Source organism: Paenibacillus sp. JDR-2, assembly GCF_000023585.1.
In the GTDB taxonomy this organism is placed as follows: domain Bacteria; phylum Bacillota; class Bacilli; order Paenibacillales; family Paenibacillaceae; genus Pristimantibacillus.
In genome coordinates this window covers 4,039,457-4,058,012 of the sequence record NC_012914.1, presented here as the reverse complement: position 1 = coordinate 4,058,012, position 18,556 = coordinate 4,039,457, and the positions used below count along the sequence as shown (strand labels likewise).

General features: G+C 50.6%; 11 protein-coding genes. All 11 read left to right on the top strand.

All coding sequences use genetic code 11. From position 1 onward, the window contains the following. Positions 1-93 precede the first annotated feature (93 nt). The 11 genes from PJDR2_RS17970 (at position 94) to PJDR2_RS17920 (ending at position 18,459) form a co-directional block, all read left to right on the top strand. Positions 94-6,651, top strand: coding sequence for an OmpL47-type beta-barrel domain-containing protein (locus tag PJDR2_RS17970; RefSeq protein ID WP_015845140.1), 6,558 nt, complete (start codon positions 94-96; stop codon positions 6,649-6,651). 140 nt (positions 6,652-6,791) lie between these two features. Next, positions 6,792-9,383, top strand: a complete 2,592-nt coding sequence (locus PJDR2_RS17965) for a LuxR C-terminal-related transcriptional regulator (RefSeq protein ID WP_015845139.1) — start codon at positions 6,792-6,794, stop codon at positions 9,381-9,383. A gap of 14 nt (positions 9,384-9,397) precedes the next feature. Next, on the top strand, positions 9,398-10,288 hold the full coding sequence (locus tag PJDR2_RS17960) for a helix-turn-helix transcriptional regulator (RefSeq protein ID WP_015845138.1): 891 nt from the start codon (positions 9,398-9,400) through the stop codon (positions 10,286-10,288). A gap of 138 nt (positions 10,289-10,426) precedes the next feature. Then, on the top strand, positions 10,427-11,710 hold the full coding sequence (locus tag PJDR2_RS17955) for a glycoside hydrolase family 27 protein (RefSeq protein ID WP_015845137.1): 1,284 nt from the start codon (positions 10,427-10,429) through the stop codon (positions 11,708-11,710). Positions 11,711-11,892: 182 nt separating this feature from the next. Next, positions 11,893-12,699: a class I SAM-dependent methyltransferase gene (locus PJDR2_RS17950; protein WP_015845136.1), complete on the top strand. Its 807-nt coding sequence runs from the start codon at positions 11,893-11,895 to the stop codon at positions 12,697-12,699. Positions 12,700-12,704: 5 nt separating this feature from the next. Then, entirely contained in the window at positions 12,705-13,160 is a 456-nt protein-coding gene (locus tag PJDR2_RS17945) for a GyrI-like domain-containing protein (protein WP_015845135.1), read from the top strand. A 400-nt stretch (positions 13,161-13,560) separates the two neighbouring features. Next, the gene (locus PJDR2_RS17940; protein ID WP_041614378.1) at positions 13,561-14,145 is read left to right on the top strand and encodes a hypothetical protein; all 585 of its coding nucleotides are present in this window, start codon (positions 13,561-13,563) and stop codon (positions 14,143-14,145) included. A 125-nt stretch (positions 14,146-14,270) separates the two neighbouring features. Further along, entirely contained in the window at positions 14,271-15,599 is a 1,329-nt protein-coding gene (locus tag PJDR2_RS17935) for a spore germination protein (RefSeq protein WP_015845133.1), read from the top strand. Continuing rightward, positions 15,596-16,702, top strand: a complete 1,107-nt coding sequence (locus tag PJDR2_RS17930) for a GerAB/ArcD/ProY family transporter (RefSeq protein WP_015845132.1) — start codon at positions 15,596-15,598, stop codon at positions 16,700-16,702. Before PJDR2_RS17935 ends, PJDR2_RS17930 begins: the two co-directional genes overlap by 4 nt. Continuing rightward, positions 16,699-17,796, top strand: a complete 1,098-nt coding sequence (locus PJDR2_RS17925; protein ID WP_015845131.1) for a Ger(x)C family spore germination protein — start codon at positions 16,699-16,701, stop codon at positions 17,794-17,796. The genes PJDR2_RS17930 and PJDR2_RS17925 overlap by 4 nt, the downstream gene beginning before the upstream one ends. Positions 17,797-17,958: 162 nt before the next feature. After that, positions 17,959-18,459 (top strand): hypothetical protein, encoded by a 501-nt coding sequence (locus PJDR2_RS17920; RefSeq protein ID WP_015845130.1) that lies wholly within the window; start codon positions 17,959-17,961, stop codon positions 18,457-18,459. Positions 18,460-18,556: the final 97 nt, after the last annotated feature.

Sequence of the window (18,556 nt, the reverse complement as noted above, 5' to 3'; positions counted from 1 at the left end):
AATTATTTGATGCAGTTAACTAAAGTTAATTGGCTCTGAAAATGATATTTGCTAAGCTTGTCCTGCTCATTCAGTTAGAGGAGGACGAAGATTGTGTTTCGTAAATTAAGCTGCATGCTGTTGCTTATCGCAATAGCTTTCGTATTTTTGCCCACTGGAGGTGAAAAAAAGGCATTTGCCGCTGTGTCGGTCGAAGAGCTGCCATCGTCTTTTAACCCGCCGGAGCCGCTTTCCGGAGCTATGGCTAGTGCGGTAGGGGGAAATAAAATTCTCTTAACCGGGGGACAAAACGGAAGAAACAATTCTTTTTCGAAGAACTCGTACGTCTTCGATACGGTTACTCAAACCTGGTCTTCCAATGCGCCTTCTTTGCCGGTGGCTTATCACGCGCAATCCATGCTGCCAAACGGCAGCGTGCTTGCCATTGGAGGGAATGCGTTCATGAATGGCGTGGGCTACGTCTATAACAATGCTGTCCGCATTTATAATCCTTCCGCAAACGCTTGGACAAATGCGGCGAATTTCCCTCATACGGTGCTGGGACATTCCCAGAGCACGCTGCTTGACGGCCGCGTGTTGGCCGTAGGCGGAGCAAACGAGATTTATTCACCAAGCTTGGGCTCCACCTTGTACAACAACGCGTACATCTATAATCCCGCTGCGGATCGATGGAATGAGGCTGCACCGCTGCCTATAGGAATTTACGGAGCGGCTCAGAGCACGTTGAAGGATGGACGCGTGTTGCTTACCGGCGGTCTAAGCGGTTATGTCTATTCCTTTAACTCCTATATTTATGATCCCGCAGCAAACACTTGGACCAAAGTTGCTCAGATGCCTTATGACGGCGGGGATATTTTTTACAGGCATCCGCAAGTGACTCTCGATAACGGGAAAGTATTAGTTATGGGCAATAGAACTTTTGCGCTGTACGACCCTTCCACAAATACTTGGAAATCGGATGTCCCGAATCCGGATCAATTGGAAAATGCAAGTCTAGTGGCGGTTGGATCGGACGTATATGTCGTTGGGGGATACAATGATTCGACCTATGAATTGAATACAAAACTATATAAGCTGACCTTCGATTTTAACCCGCCGTCTGCCCCAACCATAACGGGAGTCGGCAGCGCATGGAGCGCTTCCGATGTGGACGTGTCCATCGTTCCGGGAACGGATGCGGAAACCGGAGTTAACCGGACGGAGTACAGTTTGTCCGGCGCGACTTCCGTAAGCTGGACCCCGTATAACGGTTCCGATCCGGTAAGGATCTCGAAATCGGGACAAACCACGATATCCGCGAGAACGGTAGACAATGCCGGGAATATAAGCGCCGTAACCACTGCGGTTGTCAAGATCGACCGGACGCCGCCGACAACGCCAACAATCAGCCTGTCGCCAGCGGGCTGGAGTTCAACTTGGGTATCAGCCTGGTTCTCATCATCGTCGGATCCGGGAGGTTCGGGTGTAAACCGGATCGAATACAGCCTCTCCGAAGCGATTACCAAAGATTGGAAAACCTATACCGCCGGGTTCTCGATTCTCGCGCAAGGGCAGACGACAGTCCATGTGAGGGCAGTAGATCAAGTCGGCAATATAAGCGGCGAAGGGACAGCCGTAATTATGATCGATACAGCGCCGCCAGCAGCCCCCGCAATAACCCCGGCATCGGGAGCGTGGAGCAGTACGGATGTTACGGTAGCTATCCTGGATGGCACGGATACGGGAGGTTCCGGCGTTAATCGGACCGAATACAGACTGACAGGCGCTTCTAACGTGAATTGGACGACCTATAATAGTCCGATCTTAATCGGGGCGAGCGGACAAACCACCGTTGAAGCAAGAACCATTGATCATGCGGGCAATATCGGAACGAGCAAAACGGTAACCGTAAAGGTGGATAAAACCCAGCCAACGGCACCTGTCGTAACGCCGGATACGGCGAACTGGACAAATGCCGCGTCCGTTAAGGCTGCTGTCACCGGGGGGACGGATACAGGCTCAGGCGTCAACAGGACCGAGTATAGTCTTAGCGGTGCTGCGACGCTCGGGTGGACGACCTATACCGGACAGGTAACGATCAGTGCGGAAGGACAGACCACGCTAAGCGCCAGAACGGTGGATAACGCCAATAACATCGGCTCGGTCTCGGCAACGGTCGTAAAAATCGACCGAACAAAGCCTTCTTCTCCGATAATAACTCCTTCAAACGGCACATGGTCCGCTTCCAACGTAACGTTTACGGTAACGGATGGAACGGATAACGGCGGTTCGGGGGCTGCCCGAACCGAATTCAGCCTTAGCGGAGCAACAATAGCGGATTGGGCTGCCTACTCGGGTACTGTGCTGATCAGTGCGGAAGGCCAGACAACCATTCACGCCAGAACCGTTGATCAGGCGGGCAATATAGGCACCGAACGAACGACGGTCGTATTCATAGACAAGACAAAACCAACCTCCCCGGTCATTACGGCTTCGGCATCGGATTGGAGTTCGCCCGATGCGGCGGTAACGATTGCGCCCGGAACCGATGCGGGCGGATCGGGCGTGAGCAAAACGGAATACAAGCTGTCCGGAGCAACAACCAAAGACTGGATAACGTATACCGGAGTCCTGTCGATAAGCGCCGAAGGCCAGACGACGGTTGAAGCAAGAACAACCGATAATGCCGGCAATACGAGTATGGCGGTTCCGGTTACGGTCAAGATGGACAAAACAAAACCTGCGGCGCCAATCGTTGCGCCGGATGTGACGGGCTGGACGAATGGCGCTTCCGTTAAAGTCACCGTTACGGCAGGAGCGGATAGCGGTTCAGGAATCGGGCGCACGGAGTATAGCTTAAACGGTGCCGTTACACTCGGCTGGACGACTTACACGGGCCAGATATCCATCGCTGCCGAAGGCCAGACAACGATAAGCGCAAGAACGATAGACTTAGCAGGCAATATAAGTCCCGTAGCGACAGGAAACGTGAAGCTGGACCGGACTCTGCCCGCAGCTCCGGCCATAAGCCCCGCAGGCGGGATCTGGTCGGGAGCTAAAGTTACCGTAACGCTAACTGCCGGTGCGGACAACGCCTCTTCGGTCGATCGCGTTGAGTATAAGCTGTCCGGTGCAACCTCGCTGGGCTGGACTTCTTATTCGGCACCGATTCATCTTACGGTCGAAGGCTTAACGACGGTTACGGCAAGGACGGTAGACAAGGCAGGGAACATTAGCGAGGAGTCCGAGGTCATGCAAGGGCTAGATTTTACGCCGCCTGGTGAAACGCTGCTGACTCCCGACGTATCCGGTTGGAATGCCGGAGATCGTGTAACGGTAACCGCAACGGCGGGAACCGATAACGGAGGATCCGGTGTGAAAGAAGTGGAGTATAGCCTGTCCGGTGCCGCCAACTCGGATTGGAAGCCTTACACAGGCCCCGTTATCGTAACCGTGGAAGGTCAAACCGAGGTTTTTGCAAGAACGGTAGATAAAGCGGGCAACAAGGGAACAGCTTCCAAAGCGACCGTTCAGATTGACCGAACCGCTCCGGAGCATCCTCAAATAGAGGTTTCCGCCGACAAGTGGGCGAACTCGGGCGTTGACGTTACGATCACGCCGGGGACAGATCCTTTATCCGGCACAAGCATTACCGAGTATAGCTTGACAGGAGCAGTTGACGCGGATTGGAAACCCTATAACGGAAAATTTACCGTGACGGCCGAAGGCCGGACAACGATTCACGCGAGAACGGTGGATCAGGCAGGAAACATTAGTGACATTGCGGACACAAGCGTATTCATGGATAAAACAGCCCCAACCGCGCCGGGCATACTCATCGATAAATCCGGTTGGGTTTCGGCGGATAAGGTGATTGTCTCGATCTTACCCGGCGAAGATCAAGGGGGATCGGGTGTAAACCGAACGGAGTACCGTTTATCCGGAGCAGTAACAAAGGATTGGACGGTCTATTCCGAAACGGTTGGCATTGATGCCGAGGGCATTACGACGATCAGCGCAAGGACCATTGACCAAGCAGGGAATGTCGGAGAGGTGCGGGAAGAAAAGGTGCAAATCGATCGGTCGTTACCAGAGGCTCCGGCGGTTGTTCCCGATACGGAGGAATGGACATCGGCAAACGCCGTGATGGTAAACATTACGGCCGGCTCTGATCGCGGTGAATCCGGCCTTGACCGTACCGAATATCGCATTACGGGTGCCGGAGCGAAGGATTGGACGAGCTATGAAGGAGAGCTGTCGGTTACGGCGGAAGGAGAGAGCACGGTCAGCGCGAGGTCGATCGACAAAGCGGGTAATAGCAGCCCCGTCGCGAAAGCGACAGTTCGCATTGACCGGACTCCGCCGGTATTGCCTGTCGTATTGACGCCGGAGAACAATGAGGTTACGAGCGATAACACACCGGAAATTTCAGGCACTGCCGAAGCAAAATCCGAAGTTACGATTAAAATCGATGATCAAACGCTGCCGGCAGTCATAACCGACGGTGAAGGGAAATGGAAGGTTCAGCCGGTGTCCTCGTTAGCGGATGGCACTCATCATGTGTCGATTGCGATCCGGGATTCCGTGGGCAATGCCTCCGCGGATTCCGTTGAACTGGTATTTGTTATCGATTCTACCGCGCCTGCAGCCCCGATTATTGAAGCCCCGGCAAACGGTGCCATTACGGGCAGCAGCAAGCCGGTGCTTAAAGGACAAGCAGAGGCGGGCTCGAAGGTTACGATTTATTTGGGCGATACAGCCGTAACAACGATTAAAACCAGCGAAAACGGCATTTGGAATTACCCGATAACCGAGGCGCTCAAGGATGGGGTTCATATCGCGAAAGCCGTTGCCGAGGATTCCGCAGGCAATGTCAGCAAGGACTCAAATTCCGTCTCTTGGACGGTAGACACCAAGGCTCCGGATGCGCCGGTTATTCTTGAGCCGAAAGATGGAGCCGTTACGAAGGCGAACAAAACGACCATTTCCGGTACGGCGGAAGCGGACGCGGCAATTACTATTTTCGTAGACGGTGTTAAAGCTGCAGAAGGTCAAGCCAACGAATCGGGCGCATGGTCGATTACTCTTGCCGAGGAATTGCCCGACGGCATGCATTCGATTTCTGCCATGGCTGCGGATAAAGCAGGGAATAAGGGGCCCCAATCGGATGAAGTATCAATTAAAATAGATACAATCGCTCCCGAATGGGCTGACGTATCGGCTCCAATCGAAGGGGCGCTGCTCAATACGGACAAACCTCTCATTCGGGGAAATGCGGAGGCGGGAGCATGGATTCGATTAACGCTGGACGGAGCTGCAATGGAGCCTTTCCAAGTTAATGAAGAAGGTGAATGGTCCTTTGTTCCCTCGGATGGTTTAAGTGACGGCAGCCATCAGGTGAAGGTCAAAGTGGCCGATGCCGCAGGAAATGCGAAGGAAGAGGCCGTACAGCTGAATTTTGTCATTGATACGACTGCCCCATCGGTTCCGCTTTTCAGTAAGCCGGATGAAGGTTCAGAGACAAACCAGACAAAACCCGAAATTGCCGGAACAGCGGAGAAACACGCTGAAATTACGATTCAGCTGGATGGCGAGACCGTTGGTAATGCGGAGGCCGGCGATGACGGCAGGTGGAGCTTTGTACCAAGCGGGGCTCTCGCAATTGGAGCGCATATCGTTCAAGCAAAAGCAAAGGATGCTGCCGGCAATGAAAGCGGCTTAACTTCCGAATATCGCTTTGAGATCGTATCCAGCAATGCGAATTTAAGCACGCTTAAGCTTAGCGATATCCAAATGAATGAGCCGTTCAAGGACTCAACGTTGAATTATACGGCGGGAGTTGCGTACTCGGTATTGAAAACGAAAGTGACGGCTGTCCCAAGCGATGCGAATGCTAAAGTCGACGTTTTGGATGAAAAAGGAGAGCCGGCGGGCGAATTCATTGAATTGGCAGTTGGCACTCAAACCTTTACGGTTCGCGTTACCGCTCAGGATGGAACAACGGTACAGGCGTATACCGTAAAAATCACAAAATACAACCCGGTCAGTCCGCCTCAGGTGGAGCCGGAAGAGCCCGGCAGGCTTGAGCTTGTCGCATGCAAACCGGCAGCTGACGGCACATCCCAATTCGGCGATATGTCCGGACATTGGGCGGAAAGGACGGTAAAGGATGCATACGGCTGCGGAATCGTTCACGGCTTTAACGACGGTACGTTCCGGCCTGAAGGACAAGTCACGCGGGCGGAATTCGTCACCATGCTTATGAACGCGGTAATTGATCAATCGGGGTCTGCAGCGCCGGAACTAGACTTTTCGGATAAAAGCGGTATTCCGGCTTGGGCAGCCGAAGCTATAGCCAGAGCAAAAGAGTTCGGAATCGTGAATGGTTATGCGGACGGCTCGTTCCGGCCAAACGATCAGGTTACCCGGGCAGAGCTTGTGACCATGCTGGCCAAAGCGGCGGGGATTAAGCCGCTGGAACCGGAAAAGGTGAAGGATTTGTTCTCCGACGCCTCGGATATTCCGGCTTGGTCTGCCGGCTATGTAGCCGCCTTGCAGCAAGCAGGTATTTTGCAAGGTAGAGGAGACGGCAAGTTCGTGCCGTCAGGTCGGGCTACACGAGCAGAGGCAGCAGTGCTGCTGCTGCGGATGATCGAATACTATCAAAATTAAAAGTGGAGCGAAAAACCATTGCCGATTAAGGCAATGGTTTTTTCTGTTTAATCCGTCCAGTCTCTCTAACTATTTTTGAGCAAAAAATGTCGAAATTTCAGTATAATAAAGATGTTATGTCGGACTTAGAAGGAGATCGTATGTTATTTTCTGAACCCATCCTATTAAAAACAAAAATACGGCTTCCTGTTGTTAAGAAAAATCTGATTATCCGGGAGCGGCTGCTTGATTCGCTGGAGCAAGGGATGCAAGGGCGAATGGTGACGGTGTGCGCTCCGGCGGGCTCCGGAAAGTCCACTTTAATAGCGCAGTGGGCACAATCCGCCCGCATTCAAACCTCATGGGTGTCTCTGGATGAAAGAGATAATGATATAGCGAGATTTTGGCGGTATGTATTAAATGCCTATATGGAAACAGGTCCATCTTCTTTAGCGGATTCGCTTTCCGCTGTCGGAGCACTTGTGTCGGGCTCAACGGTAAATGCGATCATTGATACGCTTCTGAACGAACTTGCCGCAACTCATGATCCAATAGCCCTCGTGCTGGATGATTATCATCATATCGAGCAGGCGGAGATCCATAACAGCTTGTCTTATTTCATAGAATACTTGCCTTTCCATCACCGGATTATTATCGCAAGCCGGGGAGAAATTTCCTTTGACGCGGCCAAATGGCTGGCGAGAGGAGAACGGACGGATATCGGCATGCAGCAGCTTCATTTTACCCAAGAGGAGACGCAAGAGTTCTGCAGATCGGCAGGGATTTATTTGGAGCAAAGGCATACCCGCAAGCTGTTTGAGAAGACGGAAGGTTGGATTGCCGGGCTTCAGCTCGCTTCCATATCGCTTCAGGCTCAGCAGGATATTGACCGAATCATCGCTGGCTTTGACGGAAGCAACGAGAAGGTTTCTTCTTATTTGTTCCAGGAGGTGCTCGACAAGCTGCCTTCAGACGTAACAGACTTCCTGCATCAGACCAGCGTGTTCGAGCGAATGGATGCGGAGGTCTGCAATCAGGCGTTTTACCGCTCGGACAGCCGCGAGATGCTGGAGCAGCTTCGTACCCTCAATCTGTTTGTTATTCCGCTGGATAATCATAACGGCTGGTTCCGGTACCACTCGCTGTTTGCCGAATTTTTGAAGAACCGTCTCCGCTCACGGAGCAGCGGGCAATGGTTGCAATATCATCATGCGGCAAGTCAAGCGTTTGCTGCCAGAGGGATGCTTGATAAAGCAATCGACCATGCCATAGCCGGAGAAAACTACAAGGAAGCTGCGGAGAGATTAGAAGAATATATTCCGGATGCGCTGAAACAAGGCGAGCTTGCTTCGCTGCTTGAACGCATACAGGCAGTCTCCGAGCATATTCCGATACCGGCGAGTTTATTGATATATCAGGCTTTTGCTTATATGTTAACGGGACAGATGCATTTTTCCGCGGAAACCGTTGAGAAGCTGGAGAAAAGATACGAACAGCCCGAGACCGCGGCTGAGCTTGAGCCGTTGCAGGGAGGGATGCTGTTTCTCCAATCGAACCTGCTCTTCTATACGGGACGTTACGAGCAATGGGATTCGTTTGTCGGCTACCGGCTTCAAGGGGTGCTGCCGGAGGATCCGATCTTCTACAACTTTAATTACAACATGATTGAGCCGCTCGTCAGGCGGACGGCCTTTGGCTTGAAGGGCATTTTGTCGGCCGATACCGAACGGATCGGTCAGCGGTTCGTATCCGTACTGGAGCAGCACGGATGGGGGCAATCGCTCATTAATTTGTATGTCGTTCAAGCCCTAAGCGAAGGCTATTATGAATGGAACAGGCAAAGCGACAGCCTGCAGCTTGTCCGCAAACTCGAACAATCCGACAGGGCCAGACAGACGGCAGGCTTGTTTGTTCCTAACCGGATTACGCTGTCACGCATTCATGCCGCTAACGGCCAGTTTCAGAAAGCGCATGAAGCGATCGACGAAGCCATCCAGATGGCGGACCAAAAAGGCGAGTATCACTGGCTGTATCCGCTTCGCGCAAGCCGTGCCCATCTTTATGCGAAGGAAGACAAACTCGCGGAAGCCAAATCGGAGATATCCAAACTACGCATGTCGGACCGCATTCAACCGGCGTCTAATCGTTGGATAGAGTATACCGTGTATGCCAGAATACTGACCGCGCAAGGGAAAACAACCGAAGCTTTGAAGCAATTGGAATTTATCAAATCTTCGTTAGAACAGGACCATTGCCTTCTTGTTCGGACAGAGATCAGTATTGTACAGTCGTTGGCGGAATATCAGCGCGGTAATCGCGGTGAGGCAATGCACATTCTTCATGAAGCGCTTGTCATCGGTGAGACGAACGGTTATATTCGCAGCTTTGTTGACGAGGGGATCCCAATGAAAAGGCTGCTGCAGATGTACACGGAGCAACGGCTGCGAGAGGCTGATCAAGATGCTTGGCAGCGTGTATCGCTTGATTATGTGAAGGGGCTGCTGGAATACATCCCGGAGCTGGAGAATCCTTCTCAACCACAACCGGCGTTGATCGAGCCTTTAACAGAGCAAGAAACCTTTATCCTTCGGTTATTGGGACAAGGTGCTCCTAACAAACAAATCGCGGCAAAACTGGCTTTAAAGGAAGGTACGGTAAAAGTCTACCTGTCCAGGATCTACGCCAAGCTTGGCGTATCCTCCCGGACACAGGCACTTGCGGCAGCCCGCCAGTTGGACGGACTGGCCGAATAAAGCGGGGAATAAGGATGAACGCAGGTCAATTAACAAGCACGGGAACATTTGGATTCCGTTTTACAATGCCGGAGCATCTGGCCCTATGCAACCTATTTGCAATCGGACAAGATGTCATTCGGGACCAGCATTACCGCTGGGACGGTTTGACCCGGAATGACGGACCGCTGCTGTTATTTCAATATACGTTTGATGGAGAAGGGATTTACGAGAGAGGGACGGAGACCTTACGGATCCAGGCGGGACAAGCTTTTATGACGGAGATCCCCGGAGATCACCGCTATTATTTTCCGCCCGACGGATCGCATTGGTCTTTTATATTCGTGTTGATTCGTCCGTCTCTTATTCTCCCGAATTGGGAAGAGGTGAAGAAGCAGCTAGGAGATACTCCTTTCTTGCCGGCAGGAAGCCGTCCAATACGGCTGCTGCAAAGCATGTACGAAGAAGCTCATGCCGGCCGGGTCAAGGAGCCGTATACGGCTTCTTCTTATGTGTATCAGTTCATCTCCGAGCTGTGCCGGTTCGCGCTCGCTCCGCAAGAGGATGCAAAGGAATGGCCGCTTAAGGTGAAAGAGGCAGTCTCTTACATCGATGCGCATTATGAAAATATGATCAGTCTGGATCAACTGGCCGACCAGCTTAGCTTGTCGAAATATCATCTGCTTCGCCTGTTCACCAGAACGGTAGGCATGTCGCCTAACGATTATTTGAATCAGGTGCGGATTAAAGAGGCGATCCGGCTGCTGAAGGAATCCGACTGGAGCGTTGAACGGATCGCGGAGCAGGTGGGCTATTCCGGCGGCAGTTATTTTATTAAATGGTTCCGTAAAATTACGGGGGAGACGCCGGGTAGTTTCCGTCATGGAGAAGGTCAGCTCGTCTATAACCGGATATATTTCGACTAGATAGAAACAGCCGGAATAGCGCAATATTTTACTATGATTGAAGCTAAATTACTGTAGATGACCGGATCTGATTGGAATTAATATAGGAATATAGCAGCAATTCATTCCTATTCATTCTTGAAATACAGGAGGGTCATTATGCAGCATCTTGAATTTGCCCCGACACCGCCGCTCGGGTGGAACAGCTGGGATTGTTACGGCGCAACCGTAAGGGAAGACGAAGTACGCGGCAACGCCGACTATATGGCAGAGCATCTGAAAGCTTTTGGCTGGGAGTACGTGGTTGTCGATATCCAATGGTACGAACCGGGGGCCGTATCGGATCTTTATCGTCCCTTTGTCCGGCTCGAAATGGATGATTACTCCCGGCTTATTCCGGCTGTGAACCGTTTCCCTTCCGCAGAAGACGGACAAGGCTTTAAGCCGCTTGCGGACTATGTGCATAGCCTTGGACTTAAGTTCGGCATTCACATTATGCGCGGGATTCCGCGTCAAGCCGTTCATGATAACACGCCAATCAAAGGCACCTCGTTGACAGCCCGCGATATCGCGCATACCTGCTCCTTCTGCGGCTGGAATACGGATATGTACGGAGTGGACGCAAAGAAGGAAGGCGCACAGGAGTACTACAACTCGCTATTCGAAATGTACGCCGAGTGGGGCGTTGATTACATCAAAGTAGATGATATCGCTGACTCTTGGCTGCATGGCGGAGCGCATCTCGGCGAGATTGAACTGATTCGTAAAGCCATTGACCATGTCGGACGCCCTATCGTGCTTAGCTTGTCGCCTGGTCCAGCACCTGTGAAGCATGCCGATTTTCTGGAGCAGAACGCAAATCTGTGGCGAATGACGGATGACTTCTGGGACCGCTGGCCGCTGCTGCTCGATATGTTCGATCGCTGCAAAACATGGGAAGGTCGTCCGAAGCCGGGCAACTGGCCGGATTGCGATATGCTTCCGCTTGGCCGCATCGGCGTTCGCTGCTCTCATCCGGACCGTATGACGAACTTCACGCGCGACGAGCAGCTGACGATGATGACCCTGTGGTCGATCTTCCGCTCCCCGCTGATGATGGGCGGCGAGATGCGCGATAACGACGAATGGACTTTGTCGCTCTTAACGAACCGGGATGTGCTGCATATGCACCGCACTAGCTTTGGCGCAAAACAAGTATCGCGGATTGGCGATAGAGTGGTGTGGACAGCGGAAGGAAGCAATGGGGAACGGTATGTTGCTCTGTTCAATACCGGTGAAGAAGAAACGGAAGTATCCGTATCCTTCGGCGATTTGGGAATGGACGGAGAAGCAAGCAGCATAAAGAACGTGTGGAGCGGCGAGATAATAGGTACGCAAAGTTCCTCGTTATCTTCGGTTATTGCGCCGCATGGTGCCGCTTTGTTCAGATTGGATACCGTGTAACGTAAATAAACGAATGGCGAACTCCGACGGGGTTCGCCATCTTTAATTTGAACAGAAATCCGCTCAAGGCGGATTTTTTTCTTTTTGCCAAGTACCGTCTCGTATATAATAGATCTGGTTATCTTTGGAAGTTTAGCTTTGGAAGTTTCTCGAAGCCGTCTATCAGGAGAGGAGAGATCGGGTTGCAGGAACGTTTAGTGAAGGCAAACAAGATTGCTTGGGAGACGAAGGCTTATGAAGCATGGGTTCGGCAATACGGTACTCCGGCTGAATTGGCCGAGACGTTAAGACAGACGGGCAGCCATAATCTGCGTTATTGGCTGAAGTACATAGGAAATCCGGCAGGGAAGCGAGTGCTTAATCTGCTGGGTTCGCATGGCAGAAAAGCGATCGCGTTTGCCATGCAAGGCGCAGAGGTTACGGTCGTGGATTTATCGGCGGAAAATCAGAGGTATGCGCTGGATGTTGCGGCTGCGGCCCAAGTCAAGCTGAACTACATCTGCTCGGATGCCCTGTCTATTCCGGATGAGGAAGAGCTGGGGCAATTCGATATCGTTCTGATGGAGTTTGGCGTCCTGCATTACTTCTCCGATCTTTATGCGATCTTTGATGTTGTCCGCCGGAGGCTGCGCACGAACGGAAGATTTCTGCTGACGGATTTCCATCCTTTTGCAAGGGCTTGGGTAACCACGGGAAATCTTACTGAGCCAAGCGGCAATTACTTTGAAAAAGGGATTAAGGAAGGCGAAGTTGCCTTCGCCAAGCTGCTGCCGGAGGAAGAGAGAGAAGGTCTCGGCAAAGTGCTCGCCTGCAGCTGGACGGTTGGCGATATTTTGTCGGCGGCCGGTGCTTCAGGTTTATTTATTCGAGCCTTTGAAGAAATTCCGAGTTCCAAGAGCCCGAATGTTCCCGAATTCTATACGCTAGTTGCCGACAAGATCGATACCGCTTTGGCGCCGCTTTATCCAAATTTAAATGAGGAGAAGTGATTCGCGTGACCAATAAGCAATTGGAGCAGGTTGAGATTGTTACATTGGAAGAGAAGCATTTTGTGGGAGTGGCGGTTACGAATGCATTCAGGCGCGTAAATCCGAAAAGCATCCAGGAGGTCAATGATCTCTTTCTGTCCAGAATAAAAGAGATCCCGAACGTGATAAATGCGGACAGCTATGTTTGCCCTCATTTTGCCAATGATTTTCTGTTCACTTATATATACAGCATGGAAGTCTCCCGAATCGACGAGGTTCCGGAAGGCATGCTCGGCTTTTCCGTTCCGGGCCAGAGCTATGCGAAGGTAAGGTCAAACGAACAGGATCCGTATGCGTTGATCAAAGCGGCCCTGGAAGCGATGAACCTTAAAAACAATACGAGATCTCTAGCGCTTGAAGTATTCCGTTTCGGTGAAGAACAGCATGTTCGCAACGCGGATGTGTATGTTCCCATTTTGTAGCAGCGCAGTCACTAGAGAGAGTAGAGTTATAGATTGCAAGAGGCATTACACCATTTTTTGCTAGAGAGCAAACCTATTAGGTACAAGTCCACAATCTTCTACGCTATCTTCATATGGTATTGAATCACGTATGGAGGTGCTAGCATTGGGTTGTCTCAAAAAACGGCGGAAACGGTTGGGCAAAAAGCGCCATAGAAAATGCTGTCGTAAAATAATCGTTAAAAAAATAATTAAAGGGACCCGTGGACCCGAGGGACCGCAAGGGCCTCAAGGCGATCCCGGAGCGCAAGGAGTCCCAGGCCAGCAAGGCGCGCAAGGCCTTCAAGGAACGCAAGGACCGCAAGGCCTAACTGGCCAAACCGGATTAACCGGCCAAACAGGACCCGCGGGAGAAACCGGATTGACGGGACCGGCGGGACCCGCAGGGCCAGCAGGCCCAGCAGGCCCAGCAGGAGCAACCGGAGCAACGGGGCCAGCCGGAACTCCCGGTCTTCCCGGAGCTCAAGGGCTTATCGGACCTTCAGGTCCGGCCGGGGCTCCATTTGCTCCTTCCTCCTTATTCATCAGCAGTACATTAGAGCAAAATATCGCTTCAGGCCCGGACGGAGGCGGAGAAGGCGGAGCTGTCGCGTTTAATAATTCCGTCGTTAATGGCACGGCATTGTCCTTTACGGGACCTTCAACGATTAATATCCTTGAAGACGGTGTTTATCAAATCCAATGGGAAGTGTTCCCTGTACCTCCAGCGGAGCCCGGCATCAGCATATTTGCGTTATTCGCGGATTCGTTATTGGTAGCCGGAAGCAATTATGGCAGCAGGAATCAGACAAACCCATATACAGGCCAGGTTATCGCGGCGCTGTCCGAAGGTACCGTCCTAACGCTGAACCGCTTTGACGATACGGGCGGCGGAGTTGTATTAAATACGACCATAGCGGGCAATCCGATCATAAATGCTTCAATAGTTATTTTGAAAATAGGATAATTCACGATAAGGAAAGAGGCTGTTGATCGGTGATCAGCAGTCTCTTTTATTGCAATAGATATTGGCAACAATTACATAATCAACAATCGTATTGGGCAATATTTCATGGAAAGGAGGGGAGTTTCATGAAGCCTAAGCTGCTCGAGCAAATCGAGGCGAGATTGTTTTATACGGAGGACTTAATCGTCCGGGATTTTGATTTATACGGTAAGCAAGCCAAGTTAGTCTACATAGAGACATTATGCGATGCGGACAAACTTGAAAATAGTCTGTTTAAGCAGTGGTTTCATAGGAAATCGGAAGATTATGATAACCTTGCCGTCAGCGACCTTATTACATCCGCATCCGTATTTTCCTATAAGGACCCTGAGGAAGCTGTTAAGGCGCTGTTGGATGGGAACGCATTGGTTCATTGCGAGGGCGCTTGGTATTCCTTAAACGCGGAGCAAGCAAATGTGAGGTCCATTCAGGAGCCCGACAACGAAAGTTCGATTATTGGCGAGCGCTCAGGCTTTATCGAGCAGTTGAACGTTAATATCAATCTCATTCGCAACCGCTCATCTTCCCCTCAATTAAAGGTTCGTTATCTGACTATCGGAAAATATTCGACTCATAAAATTGCGGTATTATGGCAGGACGGCGTGGCTGATTCGCGTATCGTGAAAGAGGTTACCCAGCGTTTAATGGGCTTTAACACCGGCATGGAGGTACATCCCGGACGGCTTCAAAAGGAACTGCTGAAAGAGGAAAAGCGAACTTTATTTCCTCAAGTTTTCGGTACGGAGAGGATTGATACGGCAACTAATTTAATCATGCAAGGACGTATTGCCATCCTTTGCGAGCAGAGCTCTACCTGCCTGATTGTACCGGTGTCATTTTATACGTTCCTGCGTTCCATCGATTCCATGCTGATGGAGGATAAGGCTGCGCTGGTCCTGCAAACGTTGCGGGCAATAGGCCTTCTGCTCAGCTTGTACATTTGCAGCTTGTATATAGCCGTTGTCAGTTTCCATCATGAAGTGCTTCCGTCGCAAATGGCCATAACGATAAAGGGCTCCTTGGAAAATGTGCCTTATTCGCCAATCATTGAAGCTGTTCTGATGATTGTCATTTTCCAGTTAATCGCGGAGACGACCATTCGTCTTCCTTCCCAGATTGCGCAAATGGTAGGTGTGGCCGGAGGAATAATTATTAGCGAAGCGCTGGTCAAAATCGGTTTTGTCTCTAATGTGTATATCGTGATCGTTGCGTTATCGGTGATCGGCTCTTTTCTTATTCCAACCTACCAGATGCGTGTTTTAACGCTGATCCTGCAGCTGATGTTTGTGTTTGCCGCCTGGATTGTAGGTTTTTACGGCATGACCTTGCTCACCGCGGCATGTATGATCCATTTTTTCTCCCTGGAGCCATTCGGCGTTCCGTATTATTCACCGATAAGGAGCAGAGCCAAATGAAAACCAAACTTGGACTGTTTCAGCTATACTGTATCGTTATGCAGGCGCAATTCGGCTCAGCGATTATCTCAATAGCTAACGCAGTCAGCGAGAAATCCGGTACGGGCGGTTGGGTATCCTGTCTTCTGGCCGGCGCCGCAAACAGCGTATACGTTTATATGCTCTGGAAGCTGATGATGTCTGCCGGAGATCGCAATGTATTCCAATATCTCATGCAGCGAATTGGAGGCTTTTGGGGCAGGGTTATTTTGACGTTGTGTATACTGCTGTACGCGTTAGTTTTATACATCATTTTAGCCAATTGGTTATACACGACGGAGTTATGGGCTTATCCGAGAACACCGGAATGGTTCCTTATGCTTACTTTGTTCGGAGTCTGTATCTATCTGGCCTTGCAGCCGTTCAGAGTATATGCCCGCTTTGCGGTATTTTGCACGTTGTTTATGCCGCTGTTTATCTTATTGTCCGGCTATATGCTGAAGGACTGGAATCCGTACCATCTGCTGCCCGTGTTCGAAGCGGGACCGTTGTCCATTCTGGACGGCGCGTTTGTTGCGTTATGGGGGTTAACCGGAGCGGAAATCATGCTTCTGCTGCCTGGCCATTATTCGAATGCCGACAAGGCGAAAGTTCTCCGGACCGCCATGTATGCCAGCTGGACAACTACGTTTTTCTATGCGTTTTGCGTCTTTTCATCCATGGCGCTGTTCGGAAAGGAAATGATCGGCTTTATCCGGGAGCCTTTGCTGTACCAGATGAAAGCTATTTCGTTGAATGTAATCGAACGATTTGATCTGATCATTATTTCGGTCTGGATATTGTTTATTCTTACCTCCTTTTATTCCTATTTCATGCTGATTGTCTCCTCCATATCGGCCATGCTCAGACAACAACGGGAAGCGCCGAGATCCGTTACCTATTTAAGCGGCGCTATTCTTTTCGCCCTCTGCCTGTATCAGTTAACGGCGGAGCAGCTTGATCAATTGCAGGCGACGACAAACCTGTTTGCGCCGATTATTTCATTTGGGCTAATCGGTTGCATGCTTCTGCTTCTATGGCTGACGGGGCTCAAGGACAAGCTTGGGGGTAAAGGAGCATCATGAGAAAACAACGGATTATAGTTGTACTTTCGCTTACCGTGCTATTGAACGGATGCTGGGATCAGAGACAGCTTAAAAATATCAGGATGGCGCAAACCGTTGGAGTGGATCTGCTGGCAGAGGACAAGATTCGGTTATCGGTATCCATTCCAACCATTAAGGCAGCTATAGAAAGCCAGGGAAATGTCGTTACGCCGAAGGTAAGCGGAGAAGGACATTCTGTTCAAGAAGCAAGTCTCGAGCTGCAGACGATGGTCTCTCAGCATATGGATCTGAGGGAGACTAGGGTATTGCTGGTTAACAAGGCTTTTGCCGAGAAAAGCCTTTATGAAACGCTGGACTATTTTTACCGCGAAGCTCAGTTTCCGATCAGTATATTTGTTGCCATTACAGACGGCTTCGCTCAAGAAGTAGTTGATTTGCAGGTGGAAGACCGTTCGCTTATCAGCGAGTATTTATACGACCTGCTCGAAAGCAATGAGGAAGAAGGTATGTTGCCAAGCGAATCGCCATTTCTCATTTCGTCTATTATGAGTACTCCCGGTTTTGATAACGTGCTGCCGATTATTGAAGCTTTGCATCAGAAGAAGCGTGCCAAAGTGAGCGGATTAGCCTTATTCCACGGGAAGCAAATGACAGGAAAACTTGATTCCCAGCATGCCCGCTCGTTTGTGTTGTTGACCAGGCATATGTCCTATGGGACGATGACAGAACAAATTGGACCAGAACAAAGTTATTTGACGTTTATGTACAAGCGGGCTAAGCATAAAGTAAAAATAACAACGAAGGATCATATTGCCGCGGATATATACCTTATGGTTAACTGCTTTTTAATCGATAATCCAACCGGTACGCCACTAGATAAGAATAGGATGGCCGACATTTCGCAACGCTTGGAGAAGGTGCTCAGCAAACGGGCGGAGGAGACAATCCGCCAGCTGCAGAGGGCTAATTGCGACGGGCTGGGAATTGGTCTTCAGATGAAAGCTTTGCACCAACAAGCGTGGAGGACGTTGGACTGGAACAAAGAATTTCCAAAGATGAAAATTACGCCTCATGTTCAAGTCAAGATTAAGAATCATGGGCTATTAAATTAGCTTGTCGCATCGCTAGAGGGCAGCCGTGATGGCAGCCTTCTTTTTGCTGATATTCACCCATAAGGCGTCGGATTTACGGGAAAAATGAAACATTTTGACTTGTACCAGCGTTATACATAACATAAAAAGGAATAGTCACGGCACGCGAAAGGGGCGACTGAATTGCAATTATTTTTTCGTGAGAATTTTTGGAATGCCGGTGTGACGGAGATTTTAAATGAGCAAGAGCAGCAGGTCGGACAGCTGGATATGAGAAGCGCTTTTAGCTCTGCCATCGATATCTATGGAGTTAACGGCGAACTGCTCTATAACGGGAGGTTCCCTTTCTTCTCGGGCAAGTGGGAGGTCAGCGGAGCGGATGGAGAGGAAGCGGGAGTGCTTAGAAGCAGGCTGTCGTTTTTCTCGAAAAAATATTCCTATGAAACGATAGGTCGCGGTGATTACGAGATTATTTCGCCGGCCTTTTCGAGAGAATACGATGTGATAGATGAATCCGATAACGTTGTCGCCCAATTCAAACAAGTTAACGGATGGTTGTCGTCCGGTGCTTTTATGCTGGATAATCAGTGCGAATTTCTGGATTCCTACGAACTAATTGCCGTAATCATCGGCATGCATGCCATGCAGAAGGCTGCAAGCAGCGCGGGAACCGCAGGGACTTAATTATAAAATGGAGGACGCTCCAATTAGGGGGCGTCTTTTTTTGGTGCAGAAGAACACTGATTTTGAACTAAACTTGCATATAAAACCAAGGGTATCC

Coding starts and splice junctions, on each gene's coding strand:
- PJDR2_RS17965 (WP_015845139.1), top strand. CDS start 6,792: ATGTTATTTTCTGAACCCATCCTATTAAAAACAAAAATACGGCTTCCT.
- PJDR2_RS17960 (WP_015845138.1), top strand. CDS start 9,398: ATGAACGCAGGTCAATTAACAAGCACGGGAACATTTGGATTCCGTTTT.
- PJDR2_RS17955 (WP_015845137.1), top strand. CDS start 10,427: ATGCAGCATCTTGAATTTGCCCCGACACCGCCGCTCGGGTGGAACAGC.
- PJDR2_RS17935 (WP_015845133.1), top strand. CDS start 14,271: ATGAAGCCTAAGCTGCTCGAGCAAATCGAGGCGAGATTGTTTTATACG.
- PJDR2_RS17930 (WP_015845132.1), top strand. CDS start 15,596: ATGAAAACCAAACTTGGACTGTTTCAGCTATACTGTATCGTTATGCAG.
- PJDR2_RS17925 (WP_015845131.1), top strand. CDS start 16,699: ATGAGAAAACAACGGATTATAGTTGTACTTTCGCTTACCGTGCTATTG.